We start from the raw sequence: 22372 nt of genomic DNA, 5'->3' as shown, positions 1-22372 counted from the left end.
ATGGCCGAGCTGTATTCTGAAAAAATGAAAGCTTACTTTGAATCTCTCCAGCGCGAGATTGACAGGGCCTACGAGATAGCGAGAAAGGCCCGCGCTCAGGGTAAGGACCCGAGCACCGATGTTGAGGTTCCTCAAGCTACTGACATGGCCGGTCGTGTCGAAAGCCTCGTTGGCCCTCCAGGCGTTGCCGAGAGGATTAGGGCGCTCGTCAAAGAGTATGGAAAGGAACTGGCCGCCCTTAAGGTCGTTGACGAGATAATAGACGGCAAATTCGGTGACCTTGGGAGCAAGGAGAAATACGCAGAGCAGGCGGTAAGGACGGCCCTTGCTATTCTCACTGAGGGCATCGTCTCCGCCCCGCTGGAAGGAATAGCCGACGTTAAAATCAAGCGCAACGAGTGGGCTGATGGGAGTGAGTACTTAGCCCTCTACTATGCCGGGCCAATAAGAAGCTCTGGTGGAACGGCTCAGGCTTTGAGTGTTCTCGTTGGTGATTACGTGAGAAAAAAGCTCGGCCTCGACAGGTTCAAGCCGAGCGAGAAGCACATTGAGAGAATGGTTGAGGAGATAGACCTCTACCACCGGGCAGTTACGAGGCTCCAGTATCATCCGGAGGCAGACGAAGTAAGACTTGCCATGAAGAACATCCCCATAGAGATAACCGGCGAAGAGACCGACAAGGTTGAAGTTTCCCACCGCGATGTCCCTGGAGTGGAGACCAACCACCTGCGCGGCGGTGCAATCCTCGTTCTTGCTGAAGGTGTCCTCCAGAAGGCCAAGAAGCTCGTCAAGTACATTGACAAGATGGGCATAGAGGGCTGGGACTGGATAAAGGAGTTCGTCGAGGCGAAGGAGAAAGGCAAGGCTGAGGTCAAGGAAGAGAAGGTCGAGAGCGCCGGTGAAGAAGCTCCCACTGAGAAAGTTGAGGAGAAAATTGAGAAGGGCTTCTACTACGAACTCTACGAGAAGTTCAGGGCCAATATCGCCCCCAACAAGAAGTACACGAAGGAGATAATCGGTGGCAGGCCGCTCTTCGCCGAACCCTCCACTAACGGTGGCTTCAGGCTTAGATACGGCCGTTCGAGGGTTAGTGGCTTCGCAACCTGGAGCGTCAATCCTGCAACCATGCTCATCCTCGACGAGTTCATAGCCATAGGCACGCAGATGAAGACTGAACGCCCCGGAAAGGGCTGTATCGTAACCCCCGCAACCACCGTCGAAGGCCCGATAGTCAAGCTCAAGGATGGCTCGGTTATCCGAGTTGACGACTATCAAACCGCCCTCAAAATCCGCGACAAAATCGAGGAGATACTCTACGTCGGCGACGCCCTTGTCAACTTCGGCGACTTTGTTGAGAACAATCAGACTCTCTTGCCTGCCAACTACGCTGAAGAATGGTGGATTCAGGAGTTTGCTAAAGCTATCGCGGATATCTACGAGGTCGAGCTGAAGCCCTTCGAGGACAACCCACGCGAGGCGGTAGAAGAGGCCGCTGAATACGTCGAGCTTGATCCTGACTTCCTTGAAAGGCTCCTTAAAGACCCTCTCCGCGTCAGGCCGAGCATTGAAGAAGCCATACACATCTCCAAGGTTCTCGACATTCCCTTCCACCCCCACTACACCCTCTACTGGAACACACTAAAGCCGGAGGAAGTTGAGGATCTCCAGAAGGCCCTTCTCGGCGCTCAAATCGAGTGGGACGAGCACATGAAAAACAAGTTCGCGAGAAAAGTCGTCCTCGACAACGACTCGAAGATAAAGCGCTACCTCGAGCTTTTGGGCCTTCCGCACCGATTGGAGCGGACGGAAGATCGGAAGAAGGTTATCGTAATCGAATATCCCTGGAGTGCCGCATTACTGACTCCCCTCGGCAACCTCGAGTGGGAATTCAAGGCCAAGCCCTTCCACACAGTAATTGACATCATCAACAAGGGCAATAGGATTAAGCTCCGCGATCGGGGTATAAGCTGGATCGGCGCGAGAATGGGCAGGCCCGAGAAGGCCAAAGAGAGGAAGATGAAGCCACCCGTTCAGGTGCTCTTCCCGATCGGTCTCGCCGGTGGAAGCTCCCGTGACATAAAGAAGGCCGCCGAAGAAGGCAAGACTACGGAGGTGGAGATAGCCTTCTTCAAGTGTCCAAAATGCGGCCACGTTGGGCCAGAACATATATGTCCGAGCTGCGGAACGAGGAAAGAGCTTCTCTGGCACTGCCCGAAGTGCAGCACTGATTATCTTGAGGGTGAGGCCGATAACTTCGACTTCCGGTGTCCGAAGTGTGGGATCGAGCTCAAGCCCTACGCCAGGCGGAGGATAAAACCCTCTGAGCTTCTCCGCGCCGCTATGGAGAACGTTAAGGTCTACGGCATAGACAAGCTCAAGGGTGTCCAGGGAATGACCTCCGGCTACAAGATGGCCGAGCCTTTAGAGAAAGGCCTCCTCCGGGCCAAGAACGACGTCTACGTATTTAAAGATGGTACAATCCGTTTCGACGCCACCGATGCCCCGATAACCCACTTCAAGCCGCGGGAGATAGGCGTAAGCGTTGAGAAGCTCCGCGAGCTTGGCTACACCCACGACTTCGAGGGTAAACCGTTAGAGCGGGACGATCAGATAGTCGAGCTCAAGGTGCAGGACGTAATCCTCTCCTACGAGGCTGGCAGATACCTCCTCAAAGTCGCACGCTTCATAGATGACCTGCTTGAGAAGTTCTACGGACTGCCAAGGTTCTACAACGCCGAGAAGATGGAGGATTTGATAGGCCACCTCGTCATCGGTCTTGCTCCCCACACGTCTGCCGGAATTATTGGCAGGATAATAGGCTTTTCCGACGTGCTGGTTGGTTATGCCCACCCGTATTATCATGCCGCGAAGAGAAGGAACTGCTTCCCTGGTGACACGAGGATACTCGTCCAGATTGACGGAATGCCAATGAGGATAACGCTTAGAGAGCTCTACGAGCTCTTCGAGGATGAACACTACGAGAACATGGTTTACGTCAGAAGGAAGCCGAAGGTTGATGTCAAAGTTTACTCCTTCGACCCAGAGAGCGGAAAGGTCGTTCTGACAGATATCGAGGATGTCATCAAAGCTCCAAGCACTGACCACACCATTCGCTTCGAGCTTGAGTTGGGAAGGGCCTTTGAGACAACCGTTGACCATCCGGTTCTTGTCTACGAAAACGGGAAATTCATAGAGAAGAGGGCATTTGAGGTCAAGGAGGGCGACAGGATACTCGTTCCCAAGCTAGAGCTTCCAGAGGCGGACGTTGAGTCCATTGACTTGCTTGAGGAATTCTCTCGCGAGGAGTTTAAAGAGCTGTGGGACAGGATAATGGTTCGTGGTCTCTCTGGATGGTTTATGTCAATAGGTGCTGGAGTGAAGGAAGATTACCTCCGCAGGGACTCCATGCCTCTGGATGTTCTACTCAATGTTCTGAAGGAGAAGGGACTCTCGATTAAAGACGTTCCAGACTGCTACTTAGGCTTCAAGCGGGACAAGGTTAGGATAAAGCGCTTCGTTCCGGTTGGACCATTCCTCCGCGTCCTTGGCTACTACTTGGCAGAAGGCTATGCCCGCAAGAGCAATAGCGTTTACCAGATAGGCTTCTCGATAGCGGACGAAGAGGCCAGGGAAGACCTCAAGAAAGCTTTAAGGGAGGCCTTCGGCGAGGGCTTTGGAATTCATGAGAGGGGCGAGAAGGTTACTGTCGGCTCACGCATCCTGTACCTCCTCTTCACGGAGGTGCTGAAAGCTGGAAGAAACGCACACACGAAGAGAGTTCCTGCCTTTGTTTTCAAGCTAACTCCTGAACTTGTGGCCGAGATGCTGAGGGCCTACTTTGAGGGAGATGGGAGCGCTCTCAAAACCGTGCCAAGGGTGGTCGTCTACAGCGTTAACAAGGTTCTGCTTGAGGATATCGAAACGTTACTCCTCGCCAAATTTGGAATCCGTGGTTACTACACCCTTGACAAGAACGCCAATCGTGGCAATGCCCGCGGCAGGCTCTACCATGTTGAACGTGGAGGTGAGCCTCCGGTTTCGAAAGTCTATGCCTTGAACATAGCCGGTGAGTACTATGACAGATTCTTTGAGAAAATAGGCTTTGTGAGTGACCGGAAGAATTCTGTGTATTCACTGCACTCTGATAAAAAGAGGCATCATGACAAATACCTCTCCGAAAATGGCTGGCTCGTGAAAGTTAGGCGTGTTGAATACGTCAGGCCCAGAGAGGAATTCGTCTTCTCACTAAACGCCAAAGATTACCACAATGTTCTGATTAATGAAAATTTGGTAACGCACCAATGCGACGGCGACGAAGATGCAGTAATGCTCCTCCTCGATGCCCTCCTGAACTTCAGCAAGTATTACCTCCCTGAGAAGCGCGGTGGGAAGATGGACGCGCCGCTGGTTGTTACCACCCGCCTTGACCCGCGCGAGGTGGACAGTGAGGTCCATAACATGGACGTTGTCAGGTATTATCCGCTCGAGTTCTACGCGGCGACTTACGAGATGAAATCGCCCAAGGAGATAAAGTTCATCGAGCGCGTTGAGGACCGCCTAGGAAAGCCCGAGATGTACGAGGGCATAAAGTTCACCCACGACACTGATGACATCGGCCTCGGCCCGAAGATGAGCCTGTACAAACAGCTCGGCGACATGGAGGAGAAGGTCGCCCGTCAGCTGGCTTTGGCGGAGCGTATTCGTGCGGTTGACGAGCACCACGTTGCCGAGACGATAATCAACTCCCACCTCGTTCCAGACCTGAGGGGCAACCTCAGGAGCTTCACCAGACAGGAGTTCCGCTGCGTCAAGTGCAACACGAAGTACCGGAGACCACCGCTCACCGGCAAGTGCCCCAAGTGCGGCGGCAAAATCGTCCTGACCGTCAGTAAAGGTGCAATTGAGAAGTACCTGCCGACGGCCAAGATGTTGGTTACGCGGTACAACGTGCTGGACTACACGAGGCAGAGGATATGCATGACAGAAAAGGACATCAAGAGCCTCTTTGAGAACGTCTTCCCGGAGAGGCAGAGGACTTTGATGGGCTTCTCCGCTGACATCTGCGAGAAGATGATAAAGGCCAGAACCGGCAAGTCCAACGGCAGGAACGGCTACCTTGACGAGCTTAAGGCCAACGGGAAGCTCAAGAAAAAGGCTGAGAAGTCAAAAGCCGAGACGAAAGCTGAAAAGAAGTCTAAAAAAGCTGAGAAAAAGACCAAGCCTTCTGAAGGTCTTGAGAATGACATTAGGAAGGAGAAGTCCAAGATGAAGAAGCCCAAGAAGGGCATAAGCCTGGACGAGTTTTTTGGTTCCTAGCGTTAATCATATATATTATTATGTCGCCCTTTTTTTTGATGTACGACCAGTTCAAACTGCTCCCCAGCGTCGCCTACCTCCGCGTGCAGAGGCAGGTCTTCCTCGGCTATTCCATGCCCCTGGCCGGATGGGTGGGGGAGTATCTGATAAATTACCAGAAGCTCCCGCGGCCGAACTTCCTAAACCGTGCAATGGCCAAGCTGGGCTTTTCTCTGGCGGGTGAAGAAAGGGACGACGGTTATATCACTCAATTCTTTACGAAGGGTAGCGTCTCGATAAGCGCGAGCTGGGACGTCGAGCGGGAAAATCTCTTCCTTCAGATTATTCCCCTCCGCTCAAGGCTCTCCCGCGGCTTAACGATCCGCGCGGAGCACATCGAGTTCTACGATCAGTACGTGGTCAGTATAGAACCGACAGGAAAGCTCCCGCCTGGTGTTAAGAGCATCGGAATAAACGCCCTGATTTTGGAGGACTTTTATCCCATCGAAACGCCCTACTGGGGCATGCTCCACGAGGACTGGGAGGCAGAACTCAACCTCCTTGTGATGAAGGATGAGGTCTATGATTCCCTCCAGCGCGAGGAGTACCGCTGTCCGGTCTGCTTCTCTCCGCTGAGTGAGGAGAACGGCGTTCTTAAGTGCACCCGTTGCGGCTTCGTTTACGCTCCGGAAAACGACTTCGAGCGTGTCATGGAGAGCTTCAGCGTGGACGAGTTTGCCTTCTAGCAAACTTTTCTGGCGAAAAGAATACCCTCCTCATCAAACTGGCAGAAAAATTAGTCGTGCACTATTCAAGGGCAACTTTGGCTGGGGTTTAACACTAAATGAAGCCTTCTACGTAGTTTCAATTTGTTACTGGTGTCCTTCGGACGCCGTTTGTAGAGTGAAACACTCGCAGAAGGGCAATTTGAGCGTAAACCCTTTTCAAAATCAAACCTTTAGAAAAGGCACATAATCTTCCGCCAGCGCTTGCGAAGGAAGCTTTTAGAAAAAGCTTCGCCAAAAGCATGTAGTCTCTCTTAGAAAAGGCCCTAATGCAGGATTTTCTATCCGAGAGTGCTCATTTTCTAAGCGAGAATTCCCTGAAAAAGCTTTTAAAGGGTTTAACCCTTCCTTGACGCCCTCGGGGCGTTGATTTTTAGTTAAACCGGAGCCAATGGGGATAATTTGGGGAGTTCTCACTTTAAAAACGACTACTCAAAAAGAAAATCACGCAGAATTAGCCTTTTAAATGGACTACAAACTTTGATGAAACTTTGCGAAGGCAAAGTTTCTATGGTAGCCCCGCCGGGATTCGAACCCGGGTCGCGGGATCCAAAGTCCCGCATGCTTGGCCGCTACACCACGGGGCTGCCCGATAAAAAGAGTTCCCCAGGACTTATAAATCTTAAGCTGGTCGATGTCAGAAATAGTTGAAAAAGGAAAGCTCAAACAATCAGCGATACCAGATCCCTTATCGCCTTCTCCGGGTCTTTTGCCTTGGTAACGCCGCTCGCGAGGAGAACGCCAACGCTTCCGAGCTCCAAAGCCTTCTTGACGTCCTCTCCAGTGGAAATGCCCGCGCCGGTAAGAACCTTGACCTCTGGGTTTACCCTCTTGACGAGCTCGACGGTGTCGGTTATGACTTCCGGTTTGGCCTTGCTGACTGGAATGCCCGTTCCTATCAGCTCAGGCGGTTCAACTGCGACGTAATCTGGCCCCAGAGCGGCGACAGCGGCACTGACTGCTGGATTGTTGGAGCAGACCATTGTCATCAATCCAACTTCCTCGGCGCGCCTTATGGCAGCTTCGAGGTCCGCTAAAATCATTCTGTTCTCCGAATGATTGAGGAGAGTTCCGACGGCCCCAGCTTCTTTAACTGCCTCCGGGAGGACGTGACCGGTGTGGCTTCCCGGTTTAATCGGGTCTATATGCTGAGCAAAGACCGGAATCTCGACCTCCTGGGCAATTCTGTAAAGGTCAGCCAGCTGCGGCGCGACCACTATGGTTATTCCAGTCTCCTTCCAGACCTTCTCGGCGGCCTTGGCGATCTCAAGGGCTCTCTCGCCCGTGGCCTCGATGTACGTCTTGAAGTTTATCGCTATTATCGGCTCCTTCAGCTTCGTCATAGATATCACCAGGAGTGAATTAACGCTCAACTCTTAAATTCTTTCCTGGTGAGGAACTTTTCCTCGGACCCGGTTGGGACTTTTAATATTTTGAAAAAAAGGTTGCTGGAAAGATGCTCCTGAATCCGGAGGGATTATTCTATTTCAGGTTGGGGGTAATAGGGAAGACTCTCCTGAGAGTCAAGATGCCAATCCTAAGGGGCCTTATTGAAGCCCACCACCCTTTCTGCCCGCCGGATATGGGGTTCCCCGTTGGAGCCCTCACCCTCAGGAGGGGGAGGAGGTCAGATGGAGTATGTATCAATAACATGGGGAGCATTACGGTGAATCTCTCTTCCTAGGGTTTCCGAGCGGGTCGATGAGGCCTGCTCTGATCAGGGAGGAGCTTATCTTCGCCCCGAGGCTGCTCCTTACGATCCCGATGGTCACTATCTCGAGGGGCTTCAGGCCCCTCTCTTCTCTGGCTCTGTTCACTATGAGTGCCCCTTTGTAGGTCTCCTCACTGACGACTATGGCGTCAAGGCTTTTCATCTTATCCGCGAAGCCTATGGCCGTGTGTATCTTGATGATCCTGTAGTTGGAGTAGCCGTTAACCTCGAAGAACTTGAGCAGATCCCTCAGGCGGAGCTTGTAGGGAAGGATTTTATCTGCGTGGGGCTTGTTTCTCACCATCTCGTCGGCAGTCAGTCCAACATAGACGTACTTTCCCACCTCGAAGGCCTTCCTCAGCAACGCCTTATGTCCGAGGTGGAGCCTGTCAAAGGTTCCTCCGACGACCACTTTGCGGTACTTTTTCCTCATGGGCTGAAATTAGGCTGAGGGACCAATAAGCTTTTTTATCAACTTCCAGAGATTTTTCCTGGAGGTGGTAGAATGAAGAAGCTCATCGCGTTCATTCTGACGATCCTTCTTCTCACGCCCTTGGTCAGTGAGGTCAATGCCGCCGGGAACTCACAGCCCCTTTTCAAGATCGAGATCATGATTCGGGTCTCGCCGGTGGTCATAAACGGCTCTTCCACCTGGATGGGCCAGTTCAGGATATATGCCACCCTCAAGGATCCGGGTTACAGGGCCTATTTTGACCATCTCGCGGCAAACAACACGACGAAGGCAAACGAGGAGTTCAGGTCATTCGTCAAACAGCTGATTTACGATAACCTGAAGAACAACTTCAAGGATCGTTTTGAGGCCAAAGGCATTAACAGCACAATTTACCTTCCCTCAGGAGGTCCGGTTAAAGTTCTCGACAACTGGTCTGCTGTCGTTACCTTTGCTCTCTCAAACTTCCTTGTCAGCGATGGAAAAATCATCAGCTGTCCTCTTAGCGGCCCGATGGACTTCGTCTTTAAGGGCCACGTTTTCGACTACAGCTGGGACAAGCTGACGGTCGTGCTTCCGAAGGACTACGAGGTGAGAAACCTTGCTCCTGCTCCTGACGACTTCAGTAACAACGTTGCCGTCTGGACCAACGGCGACTTCATACCCCTGATAGAGCTTTATACACCCGTGTATTCTTATGTGATATTTCTGAACTCGACCAGGAAGGAGATATCGCTCCAGTACGACCCCCACGAGGGCTACGTCCAGTTCAATGCCACATTTACCGGTGCCAACGCAACGCCGGTAGTTATCGATCAGCTCCTCTCGAGCTTCAAGGCCACGATGGACATAATAAGTCTGGACACCCGCGAGGAGAACGGCACCTTGGTTGTCATCGGTGTGGCAAAACCCAAGGTGGCCTACAGGGAGACCTCCTCCGAAAAGATATGGGAGGCCCTTCTTAAACTGCCCGGGTCGTTTGACAGGGTTTCAGTGGTGGGCGGCACCTACAAGATGGCTCCCGACAACACCATCGTAATCACTGTGACTGAGAAAAAGACGAGCCGTCTGCCTTACATCTGGGCGGGCCTGATTCTGGTTGTCGTTCTCGGAATACTCTGGATCAAGAGGCGTGGGACATCTTCAGAGGAGCCAGAGCAGCCAACTGGGGAAGAGAGTGGGGCTGTTGAAGAAGGACGCACTGAAAATGAAGAAGTCGAGGAGTTAAGTGATGAGACCTCCGAACCGGGAGGTGAGTGAATGGACTTCTTCTTTTATCCCAAGAGCGTCGCGATCTTTGGCTCCTTCAAGGAGGGTGCGATAGCCTACGAGATTCTCAGGAACATCGTCGAAGGTGGCTTTGATGGGAGGATAGTTCCAGTTAACCCAAAGGGTGGAACCGTTGAGATCGCGGGGAAAGCCTTTGAAATTCGTCCGAAGCTGGAGGAGCCCGTTGATGCTGCCATAATTGCCATTCCTGCGAAGTTCGTTCCATCGCTCATAGACGAGATTGGTGAACTCATCAAGGGTGCCGTCGTCATAAGTGCCGGCTTTTCCGAAGTCGGAAACGTTGAGCTTGAGCGCGAGCTCGTCGAGAAAGCCAGAAAGCATGGCATTAGAATCATCGGCCCTAACTGCGCCGGCATCTTCGGCGTCCACGGCAAGTTTTTCGGCTCCTTCGAGGTTCGCGTTAAGCCGGGTGGTCTGGCGCTCATAAGTCAGAGCGGCGCCTTCGGCGGTGCCGCTTTAGCGATGGGCAACGACGAGAGGATAGGCTTCTCGGCCTTCGTTTCTTATGGAAACGCGGCTGACCTGAACGAGAGCGACTTTCTGAGGTATTTTGCAGATGACAAAAACACGAAGGCCATAGCACTCTACATTGAGGGCGTTAGGGACGGGAGGCGCTTCATGGAGGCCCTCCGCTATGCAGCTGGCAAAAAGCCTGTGATAATCCTCAAGGCTGGAAAGAGCAAGAGTGGTGCAAGGGCAGCCGCTTCTCACACCGGTTCGCTCGCCGGAAGCTATGAGATTTACAGGGCGGCCTTCAAGCAGGCCGGCGCCATAGAGGTTGAGGAGATGGAGGGGCTATTCGACGCAGCGAAGGCCTTTGAGATGTACGAGAAAGCCGGGAGGCGCGTTGCCGTGATTACCAATTCTGGCGGGCCCGGTGTTCTCGCTACCGACAAGCTCGAGAGTCTTGGCCTCGAAATAGCTCAGCTAAGCGATGAAACCGTTGAAGAACTCCGCTCGTTCCTTCCACCGCAGTGCTCGGTTAAGAACCCGATAGATCTCATAGCTGATGCGGACTACGAGCGCTACAAGAAAACGATTGAGATCGTCTGCAGGGACGGGAACGTCGATGCTTTGCTGGTAATCTGCGTCCCGCCGATATTTGTCCCGAGCGAGGAGATAGCGAAGGCTGTAATTGACGCCGAGTGCGACAAACCGGTGATAGTGAACTTCATGGCTGGAGAGCTCGTTAGGGATGGGGTTAAGCTGCTGGAGGAAGGTGGAATAAAGAACTTCCCTACACCGGAGAGGGCAGCCAAAGCTTTGGCGTGGCTCTCCCGTCGCTGAGGCTTTTAACTTTTTAAGGTGAAGCCCAATTCATTTTTGGTGGTTCTCATGAAGCCGTACCGACTCCTCTATCCTTTGAGGACTTACCTCATCGTGGCAGGAAATGGTGAGGAGACAAACGTAATGGCCGCCGACTGGGTCACGATAGTCTCGTTCAGGCCCTTCATGGTTGGTGTTGCCATTGCTCCTGAGAGGTATACATGGGGGCTGATAAAGAAGTACCGCGAGTTTGTCATCAGCGTGCCGAGTCTCGATATGCTCCGGGACGTCTGGATAGCCGGCACTAGACACGGCCCTGAGAAGCTGAAAGAGATGAAAATAACCCTTGTTCCATCGAAGGCTCTTGAAACCCCCAGCATAAAAGAGGCCCTTGCGAACGTTGAGTGCAGGCTCGTGGATGAGAGGGACTATGGCGATCACACATGGTTCGTTGGGGAGGTTGTAGATAGCTCATACCGAAAGGATGCCTTCGAAAACGACAGGCCAAATCTTGACGCCAAATTCCTTGCTCATACTGCATGGACGGATTTTGTGACCTTCGAGAAGCACGTCCATCGTCCTCCTCAAGTCCACTCTCGATAACCTTTTATACTATTTTTACACTCCACCCTTGATGATAGCTCTTGGCATAGAGGGGACGGCACACACTCTTGGCATAGGTATAGTCACCGAGAAGAAAGTTCTCGCCAACGTATTCGATACTCTCACTACTGAAAAGGGTGGAATCCACCCAAAGGAAGCCGCCGAACACCATGCAAGGCTTTTGAAGCCTCTTCTGAGAAAGGCCCTTGACGAGGCGGGAATAACTATCGAGGACGTTGACATGATAGCCTTCTCCCAGGGACCAGGTCTTGGGCCTTCTTTGCGAGTTGTTGCCACGGCTGCACGAGCTCTTGCCATAAAGCATAACAAACCGATAATCGGTGTGAATCACTGCATAGCTCACGTTGAGATAGCTAAGATGTTCGGTGTTAAAGACCCCGTTGGTCTCTACGTGAGCGGTGGAAACACCCAGGTTCTGGCGTTGGAGGGAGGCCGCTACCGAGTCTTCGGTGAAACGCTTGATATTGGCATAGGTAACGCTATAGACACCTTTGCGCGCGAGATTGGGATAGGTTTCCCTGGAGGACCCAAGATAGAGAAGCTTGCCCTGGAGGGAGAGAAATACATTGAGCTCCCCTATGCGGTTAAAGGTATGGATTTGAGCTTCTCCGGAATACTCACTGAGGCCGTCCGGAAGTACCGCACGGGCCGGTATCGGGTTGAGGATCTTGCCTATTCTTTTCAGGAGACTGCATTTGCAGCGCTCGTTGAGGTCACCGAGAGGGCCGTTGCCCACACCGGCAAGGATGAGGTCGTTCTCGTTGGAGGCGTCGCCGCGAACAACAGATTGAGGGAGATGCTTAGAATAATGACCGAGGACAGGGGGATAAAGTTCTTCGTTCCGCCCTACGATCTCTGCAGAGACAACGGGGCCATGATAGCTTACACTGGATTGAGGATGTATCTTGGCGGTGTTAAGTTCAATCTCGAGGAAACTGTGGTAAAGCAGAAGTTTAGGACGGATGAGGTGGAGGTTGTATGGAGTTAAAGGTTTCAATCTGGATCTTTTTTATTGATATCGTACTGTTCATCGTTATCGGATATTCCGCGCTCTACGCCCTCAGAAGGATATCACGTTACGGTGAACCCCTTAACAGGTTCATCGTTATAGTGGCAGTTTCCATGTTCACGGCTGCGGCAGGAAGGGCACTTGATATCGTTGACGATTTCACTGGAGAAGTGCCCATTATTATATCTCTAGAGCAGATTCTCTACTTTCTTTCGATAATCGGTATAGCATATGGACTGTTGAGCTATATAAGCCATGTTGAAAAAACTATTCTTCCGATTCCTGCAAATGCCGCTGGGAACGCAAGGCTCTCCCCGGGGGGTTATCTCTACACGGGAGAAGACACAGGAGATCTTGTAGAGTTTATTTCTTCAATTGACGCTCCAGTGCTTGTAATCACCAGGAGTCCTTGGATATACGAAAATATCGGAGAGCACGTTCAGACGCTCTGGATAACCCCTGCCATTGACAGGGGGATAGGGCCAACGAAACTTCATGTGATCATGGAGAGTGCAGTGAAGTTTCTCCGGGGAGGAGGCAGATTGATAGTGGTGGACTGCTTGGAGGCCTTTATCCTGTACAACGACTTTACGGCCACCTTTAGATTCCTTTCGTCTCTAAAAGACTACGCCGTTGAGGCAAAGTCCACCCTGCTCCTGGTTGTCATTAAAGGAACCATTGGGGAGAAAGAGCTGAAGATACTCATGAGAGAGTTTACTCCGGTCAAGAGTCCTAAGAACCTCCTCAAAACTTCCTCTTGATCTTCATTGTGTACTTTGGGTAGACCTCATTCGTGAATCTTACGAATTTTGTCTTTCTCGGGGAGAGTCTTATCGTTATCTCCGTTTCAGGCTCGAGGTAGGTGTAGAACTGGCCGTCTATCGCCAGGATTATCTCTCTAGTTACGGCTAAGTTCCTAACATCTATTTTGGTGTAGGAGGGTACTATCATCGGCCTTGAGCTCAAAGCTATCGGTGCAAGAGGGGCTATCACTATTACGTCGAGCCTTGGGTCTACAAAGGGACCTCCTGCGCTCATGGCGTAGCCAGTCGAGCCCGTCGGAGTCGATACTATGAGCCCATCCGCCCGGATTTCATCGGCGAGGCCTTCGTCTATGTAGTAGCGCAGATGGATTATCTTGCCTGGTATACCGGTCAGGATGGCAACCTCGTTGAGGGCATCGGGAACTACGTTCTCGCCGTTTAGATATGTCCTCAGCTTTATGCGCTCATCTATGTGGTAATCACCTTCAATCAGCTTGCTGAGGGCAAAAAAGGCCTCGTGTGGTTCAACCTCCGTGAGAAAACCGAGCGTCCCCATGTTGATGCCCAGCAGGGGTATTTCCTTTTTGGTCTTGTGCTCCACTCTGAGAATCGTTCCATCTCCCCCGATAACGATGATGAAATCGACGTCGAAGTCCTCCAGCGGGAGAACGTCCTCCTCATGGAACTCGGGAAGATATTTGTATGTATCGGTATCCACGTACACCTCATAACCGCTGACCTTGAGGAAGTCGTAGACCCTGTATGCGAGCTTGAGGGCGGCCTCTTTATCCCTTCTGGCCACTATCCCGAACTTCATAGTTACTTCTTCTCCCCTTCATCAGTTAAACTTTTCTTTTTCTTCTCCTCACTGACCTTAATGCCGAAGTGAGTTGTTATGAATCCTCCGAAAATCGTTGGGGCCCAGTAAGATACGACCCTCTCGATGAGTGTTGCCGTTACCGCGAAGTTCTTGTCTATGCCAAGAAGGACATAAACACCTGAATTAATAGCCTCGATGAAGCCTGCTCCACCGGGAATTATGCTAAGCAGCCCGACAACTATGCTTATCATCTGAACGACCATTACGTCCATCAGTCCTATGGGATAGTTTATGCTCAGAAAGATGAAATATGCGCGGAGGATGGTCAGAAACCAGAAAACGAAGGAATAAGCCAGGGCCAAAAAGAAGGTCTTCTTATCCTTCAGCAGGAGCCTGAAGCCCTCCTGAAACTTGGGAACGCTGACCTCTATGTTGTGAATGAATTTCTCATCGTACTTCTGTGCCCTTTTGGGCATGATTCTGGAGACCAAGTTAAAGAACCAGTAGAGTATCTTCTTCGTCCTCCTCTCGTTGAGGAGTATGGCGAGGGTTATGACGATGAGGAGGGCAAGGAGGAAGTCGAGTATGAGGAGCATTATCGTTAGGGACCTCGAACCGAGAAGGTAAACATAGATGGTGGAGGTCATAAGCATTATCACCACGGGAATGAGGTCGAGTATCCTGTCTGCCATGACTGTGGCAAAGACTGGACCGTAGGCCCCGTTGGAGCGTTTAGAGAGGTAATACATTCTAATGGGCTCACCACCGCCTCTCGCTCCTGGCGTAACGTTGTTTACAAAGATACCGACGAATATTGCCCCAAGGATGGCCTTGAAGGGTGCGTTTATGCCGAGGCTCTTAAGAAGTACACGCCAGCGAAGGGCCCAGATGAAAACTCCAGCTATATAAGCGAGAACGGCGAGCAGGAAGTAGTCCAATCTGGCCTTTTTTAAAACGTCCAATACCTCCTCTACCCCTGCCCATTCAATAAGGAGGGCAATTATGAGCAGTCCGAGGGTGAGGAATGCTATTTTTTTCCAGTCCATTCTCACACCTTCCTGAGCTTCGCTATGAAGAAGCCCTGAGTTAGATGTCTGTTCGGATAAAACCTCTGCACTCCGTCGAGACCTATGCCGTGGGAGCCTATGAATAGGCTCTGCTCCTCGAGCTTTAAACCTTTGCTCAGCATGTACTTAACGTTCGCCTCGTTTTCCTCATAGCTGAGCGTGCATGTGGAGTAAACCAGAACGCCACCCTTCCTGAGGGATTTGATTGCCGCGTTGATGAAGTGTCTCTGGTAGCGCGCCGTCGCCTCGATGTCCTTTGGCGTCCTGCTCTCCCAGAGCTTTGGCCTAATTCCCAAGGCTGTACAGGGAGCATCGAGGAGTATCTTATCGGCCTCTATTCCGAGCTCGGGCAGCTTCCTTGAGTCCATGTGGATCAGTTTGACATTTTTGACCCCGAGTCTCTTGAGCTCCTCCTCCATTTTCCTCAGCCGGTTCTTTGATTTGTCGATGGCTATTATCTCACCCCTGTTCTGCATGAGCTGCGCGATGTGGCTCGTTTTTCCTCCTGGAGCGGCCGCCATGTCGATTATCAGCTCCTCCTCGCTCGGCTCTAAAATCCTCGCAACGACCATTGAAGGCAGGCTCTGGGCGTAGAAGAGCCCCTCCTTAAAGCTCTCCAGTTCGCTCAGGCTGGGAAGTCTGAACTTGGGCAGGGTGACCTCCACCGCTATACCCCTCGTCGAGACGATCATCTCTTTGGCGCTCATCCTCGCTATTCCAATTCCAACGAGGAGGCCCCGTGGATCGCGAATCTCGACCTCGTCGCCGGGCTTGATTTTCTTGTCCGCCTGGAGGACACCGGGTGCGTAGAGCATTGCCCCCTGATAGACGCTCTCGCTGGCGAACTTGTTTGCTCTTACAACGGGAAGGCCGGGCTCATAGTCATCAGGAAAGTTTGGGCCTTCGCGCTCGAAGTAGATGCCCTCCTCCAGATAGGGACTCCTCTTTGGCTTCAGACCTTCCTTTCGGAGAATTCTCATCAGCTTTGAGCGGCTCGTCTTGAGTGTGTTAACGCGGATGTAGTACTTCTCAACCGGCGTCCTGAGGGAGGCCATTATCTCCTCGGCCTCTTCGCCAAAGAGCCGCCTGTAGTACTCCTTCAGCTCCGCTGGAAAGGCCTCCTCGTAGCTCATCCCGACACCTCAGAGATCGAAGATTTCAAAGCGCTTCCCGATATCAATGAGCCTCTCAATGCCCTCTCTGAGGGTCTCCACGCTCTCGAAGTTGGCCTCGAACTGGAAAATCTTCTCATCGCTTTTCTCTATGCGCGCCATTATCTCGCTCGGAGAAATCCTCCCGTCGCGCCTCCAGTTGTATACGTCGCTCAGGAAGTCCTCCGCCCCGTAGATGAAGCTCCTCGGGAAGAGCTCCACGAAGAGGCCAACGAAGTTCTCGCTTATCCTTTCCTTTGGAACCGCGACCACGAAGTAGTAAGCCTCTGGTGTTGCCCCAACTTCTATCTGGGGCTTTATCTCGAAGGCCGGGTGTGGGTACTTCATGAGCCTCCATTCGCCGTCAAGGAAGATGTAAGCGCCAAAGACCTCCTCCACGTCCTCCACTTTGAAGCCCTTCTCGGGAAGCTCGGCCTTAAGTTCCTCGTTGAGCCTGAAAATGCTCTCCCACATCTCGTTGAGAAACTCATGAACCTCTCTCACGTTCATTTCTCCCACCAGAAAGGAAAAAGATGGAGGGCTTAAAAACTTTGGTTACCTCACAAGCCCCTCCAGCATCCTGTTGAGGTCTCCCATCATGTCCGTCCTGACGGTCTCGTCCACCGTCGCCAGTTCCATCTTGAACTCCTTGCCAAGCACCGTGACGTCGAGGTATATCTCTGCTTTCACGTAGCTGGTCTCTTTGTTCTTTATGTGCCTGGCCCAGGCCTCTGGGAGGGCGTTTGTGTCTATGAGCGTTTCAACATCAACCGTTCCGTAGCTCTTCGCCGGAAGGACGACGCTCTCGACTATGGTGCCTTCACTTATCTTGACCCCGTTCACGTAGAGAGTGTAGCTGACCCCGGTGACCGGGAGGGGGAAGGGATTGGGGTTGTAGAGCTTTAGATGGTTAATTATTATCGCCTTGTTCCCCCGCACTCCAGCCCACTCTGCCTTTGTTTCGACGAGGGCGGGAGTTTTGGCTATGCCAAGATCTCTGCTCTCGGCTTTTACATCGAGATAGCTCAGTATATCCTCGTTTACCTCTTCGCTGATGCTTCCCTCCACCGGCACCACTCCGAGGAGCTTACCTTTGAGGTGGACGGTGAAGGCGCCTCTTTGCCCGTTGTTCAAGTAGTTTATCATGGCCTTCACGAGGTTTCTGTTGTCTATGGATATCGCGAGCGTCACGTCTTTTTTAGTTGCCCCGTAATCGAACCTCTCCACCCTTGCCATAGGGACATCAGCGAACTCGAGGCTAACGTTCTCTATGGATGCCGGAACGAGCAGGGGCTTATTGAGGTGGGCATTTATCCAGATCTCTGTGGTGCTTTCGTCCACGTAGCCCCACTGGGCGTTGATACTAGGCTGAAGCGTGAGGATGGCATAGCCGACGTAACTGCCCCACAGTATGAACGCGAGGAGTACTGCTAAGACCGCTATTTTCCAGTTCATTTCTCTCACCTTCCTATTTGTTATCTGTGGGGCGTTTAAATGTTTCCTATTTTCTCAGCTGGCCCTTCCCCTGTGGATGTAGATTACCACGATCACCACCAGTACTCCCACGATCACGGCGAGGTTCCTCAGATTGGTTGAGGTCTTGGTGTTCTCCTTCACCGTTACATCTACGGTCCTTTCGAAGACGTAGACGTTGTCGTCACCCTGGTTGGGGTCTCCGACGGCCCTTATCCTGAGCTGGATCCTGTAGTCCTTGGGTATGGCATCGCGGTCTATCCTGAGGATTATCACGCCCTCACCGGTTGCCCCGGGTGCTAGATCACCGACGTAGTCCGTCCTTTTGTCGAGGCTGAAGGGCTGGTCCGCCTTAACCACACCCTCGATGAGCACGCTCGTGGCCTTTTCTCCGCCCGTGTTCTTCAGGGTGATGTAAACCTTGACGCTCTCTCCCTGGAGGGGATCGGGTTCAAACCTGATGTCAACGACCTCTATATTCGGCTTGGCGCCTATAATGATGGGAACCTTCAACGTGACGTTCTTCTGTACCCCAAGGCTGTTGGTGTACATAATTAGGAGCGGTATCTCGTAGGTTCCGGAGCTCGCGTTCTCTGCAACGTTAACTCTGAAAGATGTCTGAGCCGAGTCGCCCTTGTTTAGGCTTCCCAGACCTATGACCTGCTGGCTCGTTTCGCTGAGCTCAAATGGCCAAGTTGGGTGGGGCTTTATTATGACCGTCCTTGCGGTTCCGGTTCCGACGTTGTCTATCTGAATATCTACCTCCACATTGTCGGTTCCCGGCAAAATCTTGCTCGGCGAGGTGGAGACCTTTGAGAGGATCAGCTCGGCCCTTCCTGTGACGTCTATTCCCACCAGCCTCTCATCGGTTATCTCCTTCTCATCCGGCTCGCTGAGGTACTTGAGCTCTATCCTGAGAGGGTATATGCCGTTCTCGAGCCTGTCGTTGGCCTTAATCTTAAACTCCAGCGTCGTGCTCTGTCCCGGTTGGAGCTCGGCCACGTACTTTACGTTGTCCTCGCCGATGGGTAGGAATGCGTCAATGTTCTGCTTCGCCAGCTCGCGCATTATCTGGTTGAGCGCTGTCTGAAGGTTCTCGCTTAGAGCCTCGCTCCCCTGGATTGGCAACTGTGAAAGGGCTGAAAGGTCAACGTTTTTGATTTCTCCTTGGACCGGGACCTGGTAGGAGGTTATCTTCAAGCTGAGGGCCTTGATGGGCTCGGCTCCGGTGTTTTCCACCGTAAACCTCACTGTGAAGGTATCGCCGGGACTTATCTCCCCTGGAATCGTCTCGACCTTCGTTATCTCGACGAAGCCCTCCCTGCTCTTTTTGACGGTAAGGGCGACGAAGTTGTAGCCCTGAATCATTTTCATGTTAGCCCCCAGACCCGTAAAGTAAACCACCCCAACGTAGAGCGGATAGGTGCCGACGTCAGCGTTGGGGTTTATCTTTATCCTGAACGTCAGTGTTGTGTTCTCCTTGCCATCGAGATACTCTACGTACTGGATCGCGCTTCCTTCGGGATAGAATACACTCTGGGATAATCCGCTCTGACTCAGTGCCATCGATACCGCGCTCGCTATGGAGGAGCTGTCGTTGAAGCTCACCGGCGCTGGTGAAACGAAGACGTTCAGATAGCGAACCTTCAGCGCTCCTTCGTTCCTCAGGTGGACTTTTATCGTGACTGTATCGCCTGGCTGGACAGTTTCTGGTATTTCAACGCTTGAGATCACCACTCCTGGGGCGGTTGATGCTCTCCACTCGGGTGGCCCGCTGATGCTTATCTTTATCCCGTTCGGATATACTTCGAGGACGGTCACGTAAACTGTCTGATCATCCACATCAACTTCTACCGTCTCTCCCTCCCGCACGGGAGTTATGTCTGGATACGTTATGGGCATTAAGATGTCTTCCTTGTTTATCCCGAGCTCTGGGTGCTCCTCAATGGTTTTCACGACCGCGTTGGCTATCTCCTTCGGCGATGCCGTGTTGAGCCACTGGTAGAAGCCGAAGGCGTTGGCCATCAGGCATGCGTTGAACGCTGTAGTGTCGTTGACGTACTGGGAACACGAGCTTACATCGTAGCCCTGGGTTTCGGCGAGGGCCAGCAGGAACTCCGGGTCGAGGAGGAGCCTCTGAATCTTTTCAGGGTCGGGTACGTATATCGTCTTATACTCGGCGTTGAGTATCTTTCCATCCTTCATTATCACCAGGAAGGCGTAGTACTCGCCGTTCCCATAGTCCTTCTGCGTATCTGTCAGCGAGATTATGAGCGGCCCAACCAGTATGGCCTCGCCCCTGCTTAAGTAGCCCTCGAAAAGTGGGCTTCCCGTCGAGGCGCTCACCGCACTTCCGAGCAGACCCGTGATGAGCATCAATCCGAGCAGGACAACCTTTATCTTTTTCATTCCGCATCACCTCCAATTTTCTTTCCGTAGAAGACCTGCAGCAGTGCAGGCGTTACAAGGTAAGCGGCAAACATAGAGGCAAATATTCCGAACGCGAGTGTCAATCCAAAGTCGTGTATCGTTGGCAGCTCTCCAGCCAGGAGCGCCAGAAAGCCTCCGGCAGTCGTCAGGGCGCCGGCGAGTATGCCCGGCCCCACGCTCTCGATCGAAGTGACTATCGGGCGCGGGTTCCCTTCGTTCATCTCCTCGAGGAAGCGGTGGGTCAGGTGCATCCCGTAATCGACGCCCAGGCCGACTATCATCGAGATAACACCAGCCAGTGTCTGGGTGAAAGGAATGCCAGCGAGACCCATGAAGCCGACCGTCCAGAGGGCACCGAGGAACATCGGCGTTATCATTGCCAGGGAGACCTTTGGGCGCCTGAAGAGGAGCAGGACTATCACGACGACGAAAACCGTTCCATACATGGAGATGCGGTTTATTTCCTCGTTTGTGAGCTGGTCGAGGACGTAGTTGAGGTAAATGTCACCCGTCAGGGAGAGGCTCACTCCAGGTGGGAAGACGGCGTTTTGAACTTCTTCTTCAAAATAGCGTATTATCTTCCTGAAGTCGTCTATACTCGAGCCGCTGAAGTCGCCGGTGAATTTGATTACCGTCATGGAGTAGTCCGATGAAACGAGCTGAACCCCCTGGTAGTCCTTCAGAGCTTCCTTTATCTTCTCCCTGTCGTCGGGGATGTAGCCGTACTTCTGAACAACGATGTCGGCTATACTCTCGGAGTCAAAGACGTTGTTGTAGTAGGTGTCTGCCTTTATCTGGTTCTCGAAGCGGTAGATGCTCCTTACTACGGTGGGATCCCTAACGTCATCCGCTTTTACGAGAATGTAGAGCTCATCCTGGCCGCCGAAATCGCTGCGTATGTCCATCAAAGCTTCTATCTCGGGCATTCCCTTGGGAACGAACTTCTCGAGTCTGACCTCGGTAGTTACCTGTGTCACACCATAGCCGAAGATGAGTGTTATCAGAAAGACTGCACCGAGAAACGCAAAGGGCTTCCTCCTCACGGCCTCGCCCAGGGAGCGGAAGGCTTTCCCAACGAAGCCTGAATGGGAGCGTATCTCCGGAACCTCGTAGTGCCCCTTGAGCTTCTTCATGACGTCTTCCTCAAGGATTATCACCGAGGGAGTTATCACGACCGCGTTCAGTGCCGCCAGACTCAGTCCTAGGATCAAGGTCGTCGCCAGGTTGTGGAGCATCGGAAGGCTCGAGAGGTACATGGCAGCAAAGCCGGCAACGGTCGTCAGCGCCGCTCCGAGCAGGGCCTTTCCCGTCTCGGCTATGGCCTCCTCAGCGGCCTCCTCGATTGTCCTTCCCCTTTTGCGCTCCTCGTAATAGCGGTTCGTTACGTGGATTCCGTAGTCTATGCCCATTCCTATGAGCATCGCACCTATGGTGGTCGTCGCAAGGTCGAGGGGAATGCCGAGGAGCCCCATTGCACCCAGGGTCATGGCTACACCAAAAACGAGCGGCGTTAGGGGTATCAGCGCCTTGACCGGCGAGCGGTAGAAGTAGAGGAGCAGGGCGAGAACGATTATGAACGATATCGCCATGGTCTTGTTGAGGTCGCTCTGGAGGAGTTCCAGTATGCGGTAGGTTATGCCTATGTTGCCTGTCTGGATAACCTCGACGTTCTTCGGGAACTTCACGTCGTTTATGTCCTCCTGAATTCCCTCATAGACTCTGACGAGGGTTTTGGAGTTCTTCTCCCTGCTTATGGTCACCACTATCATCGTCGTCGTGTAATCCCTGCTCACGAGCTGATTCCTCGTTTCCGGTGGGAGCACGTCAAGGACGAACTTTGCCTCTTCCTCATTTTCCGGGAGCCTGCCAAGAACCTGCATGTAGATGTCGGCGATACTTATCGTGTCCGTGACGTACTCCCTCTGGAGGAGCCTCTGTTCGAGTTCATAAATGGCTTGAATTACCTGGGGATCCCTCACGTCGTAAACTCCACCCGGCTCGATGGAGCTCACTTTGACCACTATGATGGTGCTGTCGCCGCTCTGGAACTCATTCTGAAGTGTGGTATAGTCATCTATGGCAGGGTGTCCTTCGGGAAGCATGCTTCTCAGGTCGCTCTCAAAGCGGAGGTTCTGAATTCCGTAGATGGAAACCACTAACAGGAATATCGCTATCAGGGCAAAAGCGACCCTGTACCTCACGATTATCCTAGCGGTACTGCGCAGCGCTTCCATTA

Annotated in this window: 17 protein-coding genes and 1 tRNA gene; 8 read left to right on the top strand and 10 right to left on the bottom strand. The window is 52.5% G+C overall.

Annotation, left to right across the window (positions count from 1 at the left end):
* Together TON_RS08380 and TON_RS08375 are read left to right on the top strand one after the other, a co-directional pair.
* Entirely contained in the window at nt 1–5316 is a 5316-nt protein-coding gene (locus TON_RS08380; RefSeq protein WP_012572604.1) for a DNA-directed DNA polymerase II large subunit, read from the top strand.
* 38 nt (nt 5317–5354) lie between these two features.
* Entirely contained in the window at nt 5355–6041 is a 687-nt protein-coding gene (locus TON_RS08375) for a hypothetical protein (RefSeq protein WP_012572603.1), read from the top strand.
* A gap of 550 nt (nt 6042–6591) precedes the next feature.
* Here TON_RS08375 and TON_RS08370 read toward each other — a convergent pair.
* A tRNA-Gln gene (locus tag TON_RS08370) sits at nt 6592–6667 on the bottom strand.
* Nucleotides 6668–6742: 75 nt separating this feature from the next.
* Complete coding sequence (tpiA, locus tag TON_RS08365; RefSeq protein WP_012572602.1) at nt 6743–7423, bottom strand: triose-phosphate isomerase; 681 nt, start codon at nt 7421–7423, stop codon at nt 6743–6745.
* 113 nt (nt 7424–7536) lie between these two features.
* Between tpiA and TON_RS10390 the strand changes: the two genes are divergently transcribed.
* Complete coding sequence (locus TON_RS10390; protein WP_012572601.1) at nt 7537–7764, top strand: hypothetical protein; 228 nt, start codon at nt 7537–7539, stop codon at nt 7762–7764.
* Here TON_RS10390 and coaD read toward each other — a convergent pair.
* Nucleotides 7742–8224, bottom strand: a complete 483-nt coding sequence (coaD, locus tag TON_RS08360; RefSeq protein ID WP_012572600.1) for a phosphopantetheine adenylyltransferase — start codon at nt 8222–8224, stop codon at nt 7742–7744. The genes TON_RS10390 and coaD overlap by 23 nt on opposite strands.
* A gap of 72 nt (nt 8225–8296) precedes the next feature.
* Here coaD and TON_RS08355 point away from each other — a divergent pair, with 72 nt between their 5' ends.
* The 5 genes from TON_RS08355 to TON_RS08335 are packed head-to-tail and all read left to right on the top strand — an operon-like array spanning nt 8297 to nt 13192.
* Nucleotides 8297–9502 (top strand): hypothetical protein, encoded by a 1206-nt coding sequence (locus TON_RS08355; RefSeq protein WP_012572599.1) that lies wholly within the window; start codon nt 8297–8299, stop codon nt 9500–9502.
* Nucleotides 9503–10819, top strand: a complete 1317-nt coding sequence (locus tag TON_RS08350; protein WP_012572598.1) for an acetate--CoA ligase family protein — start codon at nt 9503–9505, stop codon at nt 10817–10819.
* A gap of 48 nt (nt 10820–10867) precedes the next feature.
* Nucleotides 10868–11401 carry a flavin reductase family protein gene (locus tag TON_RS08345; RefSeq protein ID WP_012572597.1) on the top strand — a complete coding sequence of 178 codons (534 nt, stop codon included), beginning with the start codon at nt 10868–10870 and terminating at the stop codon, nt 11399–11401.
* Between the two features lie 31 nt (nt 11402–11432).
* Nucleotides 11433–12410 carry a bifunctional N(6)-L-threonylcarbamoyladenine synthase/serine/threonine protein kinase gene (locus tag TON_RS08340; protein ID WP_012572596.1) on the top strand — a complete coding sequence of 326 codons (978 nt, stop codon included), beginning with the start codon at nt 11433–11435 and terminating at the stop codon, nt 12408–12410.
* On the top strand, nt 12401–13192 hold the full coding sequence (locus TON_RS08335; RefSeq protein ID WP_012572595.1) for a DUF835 domain-containing protein: 792 nt from the start codon (nt 12401–12403) through the stop codon (nt 13190–13192). Before TON_RS08340 ends, TON_RS08335 begins: the two co-directional genes overlap by 10 nt.
* On the opposite strand, the gene TON_RS08330 is transcribed toward TON_RS08335, so the two are convergent.
* The 7 genes from TON_RS08330 to TON_RS08300 are packed head-to-tail and all read right to left on the bottom strand — an operon-like array spanning nt 13176 to nt 22370.
* Nucleotides 13176–14012 (bottom strand): NAD(+) kinase, encoded by an 837-nt coding sequence (locus tag TON_RS08330; protein ID WP_012572594.1) that lies wholly within the window; start codon nt 14010–14012, stop codon nt 13176–13178. The genes TON_RS08335 and TON_RS08330 overlap by 17 nt on opposite strands.
* Nucleotides 14013–14014: 2 nt before the next feature.
* Nucleotides 14015–15061 carry a lysylphosphatidylglycerol synthase transmembrane domain-containing protein gene (locus tag TON_RS08325; RefSeq protein ID WP_012572593.1) on the bottom strand — a complete coding sequence of 349 codons (1047 nt, stop codon included), beginning with the start codon at nt 15059–15061 and terminating at the stop codon, nt 14015–14017.
* Nucleotides 15062–15063: 2 nt separating this feature from the next.
* Nucleotides 15064–16215: an RsmB/NOP family class I SAM-dependent RNA methyltransferase gene (locus TON_RS08320; RefSeq protein ID WP_012572592.1), complete on the bottom strand. Its 1152-nt coding sequence runs from the start codon at nt 16213–16215 to the stop codon at nt 15064–15066.
* A gap of 9 nt (nt 16216–16224) precedes the next feature.
* Nucleotides 16225–16743: a DUF3201 domain-containing protein gene (locus TON_RS08315; RefSeq protein WP_012572591.1), complete on the bottom strand. Its 519-nt coding sequence runs from the start codon at nt 16741–16743 to the stop codon at nt 16225–16227.
* Between the two features lie 45 nt (nt 16744–16788).
* On the bottom strand, nt 16789–17688 hold the full coding sequence (locus TON_RS08310; protein ID WP_012572590.1) for an LEA type 2 family protein: 900 nt from the start codon (nt 17686–17688) through the stop codon (nt 16789–16791).
* Between the two features lie 54 nt (nt 17689–17742).
* On the bottom strand, nt 17743–20115 hold the full coding sequence (locus tag TON_RS08305; protein ID WP_012572589.1) for a COG1361 S-layer family protein: 2373 nt from the start codon (nt 20113–20115) through the stop codon (nt 17743–17745).
* Nucleotides 20112–22370, bottom strand: coding sequence for a hydrophobe/amphiphile efflux-3 (HAE3) family transporter (locus tag TON_RS08300; protein ID WP_012572588.1), 2259 nt, complete (start codon nt 22368–22370; stop codon nt 20112–20114). Before TON_RS08300 ends, TON_RS08305 begins: the two co-directional genes overlap by 4 nt.
* Nucleotides 22371–22372: the final 2 nt, after the last annotated feature.

This window comes from Thermococcus onnurineus NA1 (genome assembly GCF_000018365.1).
GTDB classification, from domain to species: domain Archaea; phylum Methanobacteriota_B; class Thermococci; order Thermococcales; family Thermococcaceae; genus Thermococcus; species Thermococcus onnurineus.
Note: the sequence above shows the minus strand (reverse complement) of the source record. Positions and strands in the feature narration are given on the sequence as shown.

Excerpts from the sequence above, each read along its gene's own strand:
- TON_RS08380 (WP_012572604.1), top strand. The coding sequence starts at position 1 with ATGGCCGAGCTGTATTCTGAAAAAATGAAAGCTTACTTTGAATCTCTC.
- TON_RS08375 (WP_012572603.1), top strand. The coding sequence starts at position 5,355 with ATGTACGACCAGTTCAAACTGCTCCCCAGCGTCGCCTACCTCCGCGTG.
- tpiA (WP_012572602.1), bottom strand. The coding sequence starts at position 7,423 with ATGACGAAGCTGAAGGAGCCGATAATAGCGATAAACTTCAAGACGTAC.
- TON_RS10390 (WP_012572601.1), top strand. The coding sequence starts at position 7,537 with ATGCTCCTGAATCCGGAGGGATTATTCTATTTCAGGTTGGGGGTAATA.
- coaD (WP_012572600.1), bottom strand. The coding sequence starts at position 8,224 with ATGAGGAAAAAGTACCGCAAAGTGGTCGTCGGAGGAACCTTTGACAGG.
- TON_RS08355 (WP_012572599.1), top strand. The coding sequence starts at position 8,297 with ATGAAGAAGCTCATCGCGTTCATTCTGACGATCCTTCTTCTCACGCCC.
- TON_RS08350 (WP_012572598.1), top strand. The coding sequence starts at position 9,503 with ATGGACTTCTTCTTTTATCCCAAGAGCGTCGCGATCTTTGGCTCCTTC.
- TON_RS08345 (WP_012572597.1), top strand. The coding sequence starts at position 10,868 with ATGAAGCCGTACCGACTCCTCTATCCTTTGAGGACTTACCTCATCGTG.
- TON_RS08340 (WP_012572596.1), top strand. The coding sequence starts at position 11,433 with ATGATAGCTCTTGGCATAGAGGGGACGGCACACACTCTTGGCATAGGT.
- TON_RS08335 (WP_012572595.1), top strand. The coding sequence starts at position 12,401 with ATGGAGTTAAAGGTTTCAATCTGGATCTTTTTTATTGATATCGTACTG.
- TON_RS08330 (WP_012572594.1), bottom strand. The coding sequence starts at position 14,012 with ATGAAGTTCGGGATAGTGGCCAGAAGGGATAAAGAGGCCGCCCTCAAG.
- TON_RS08325 (WP_012572593.1), bottom strand. The coding sequence starts at position 15,061 with ATGGACTGGAAAAAAATAGCATTCCTCACCCTCGGACTGCTCATAATT.
- TON_RS08320 (WP_012572592.1), bottom strand. The coding sequence starts at position 16,215 with ATGAGCTACGAGGAGGCCTTTCCAGCGGAGCTGAAGGAGTACTACAGG.
- TON_RS08315 (WP_012572591.1), bottom strand. The coding sequence starts at position 16,743 with ATGAACGTGAGAGAGGTTCATGAGTTTCTCAACGAGATGTGGGAGAGC.
- TON_RS08310 (WP_012572590.1), bottom strand. The coding sequence starts at position 17,688 with ATGAACTGGAAAATAGCGGTCTTAGCAGTACTCCTCGCGTTCATACTG.
- TON_RS08305 (WP_012572589.1), bottom strand. The coding sequence starts at position 20,115 with ATGAAAAAGATAAAGGTTGTCCTGCTCGGATTGATGCTCATCACGGGT.
- TON_RS08300 (WP_012572588.1), bottom strand. The coding sequence starts at position 22,370 with ATGGAAGCGCTGCGCAGTACCGCTAGGATAATCGTGAGGTACAGGGTC.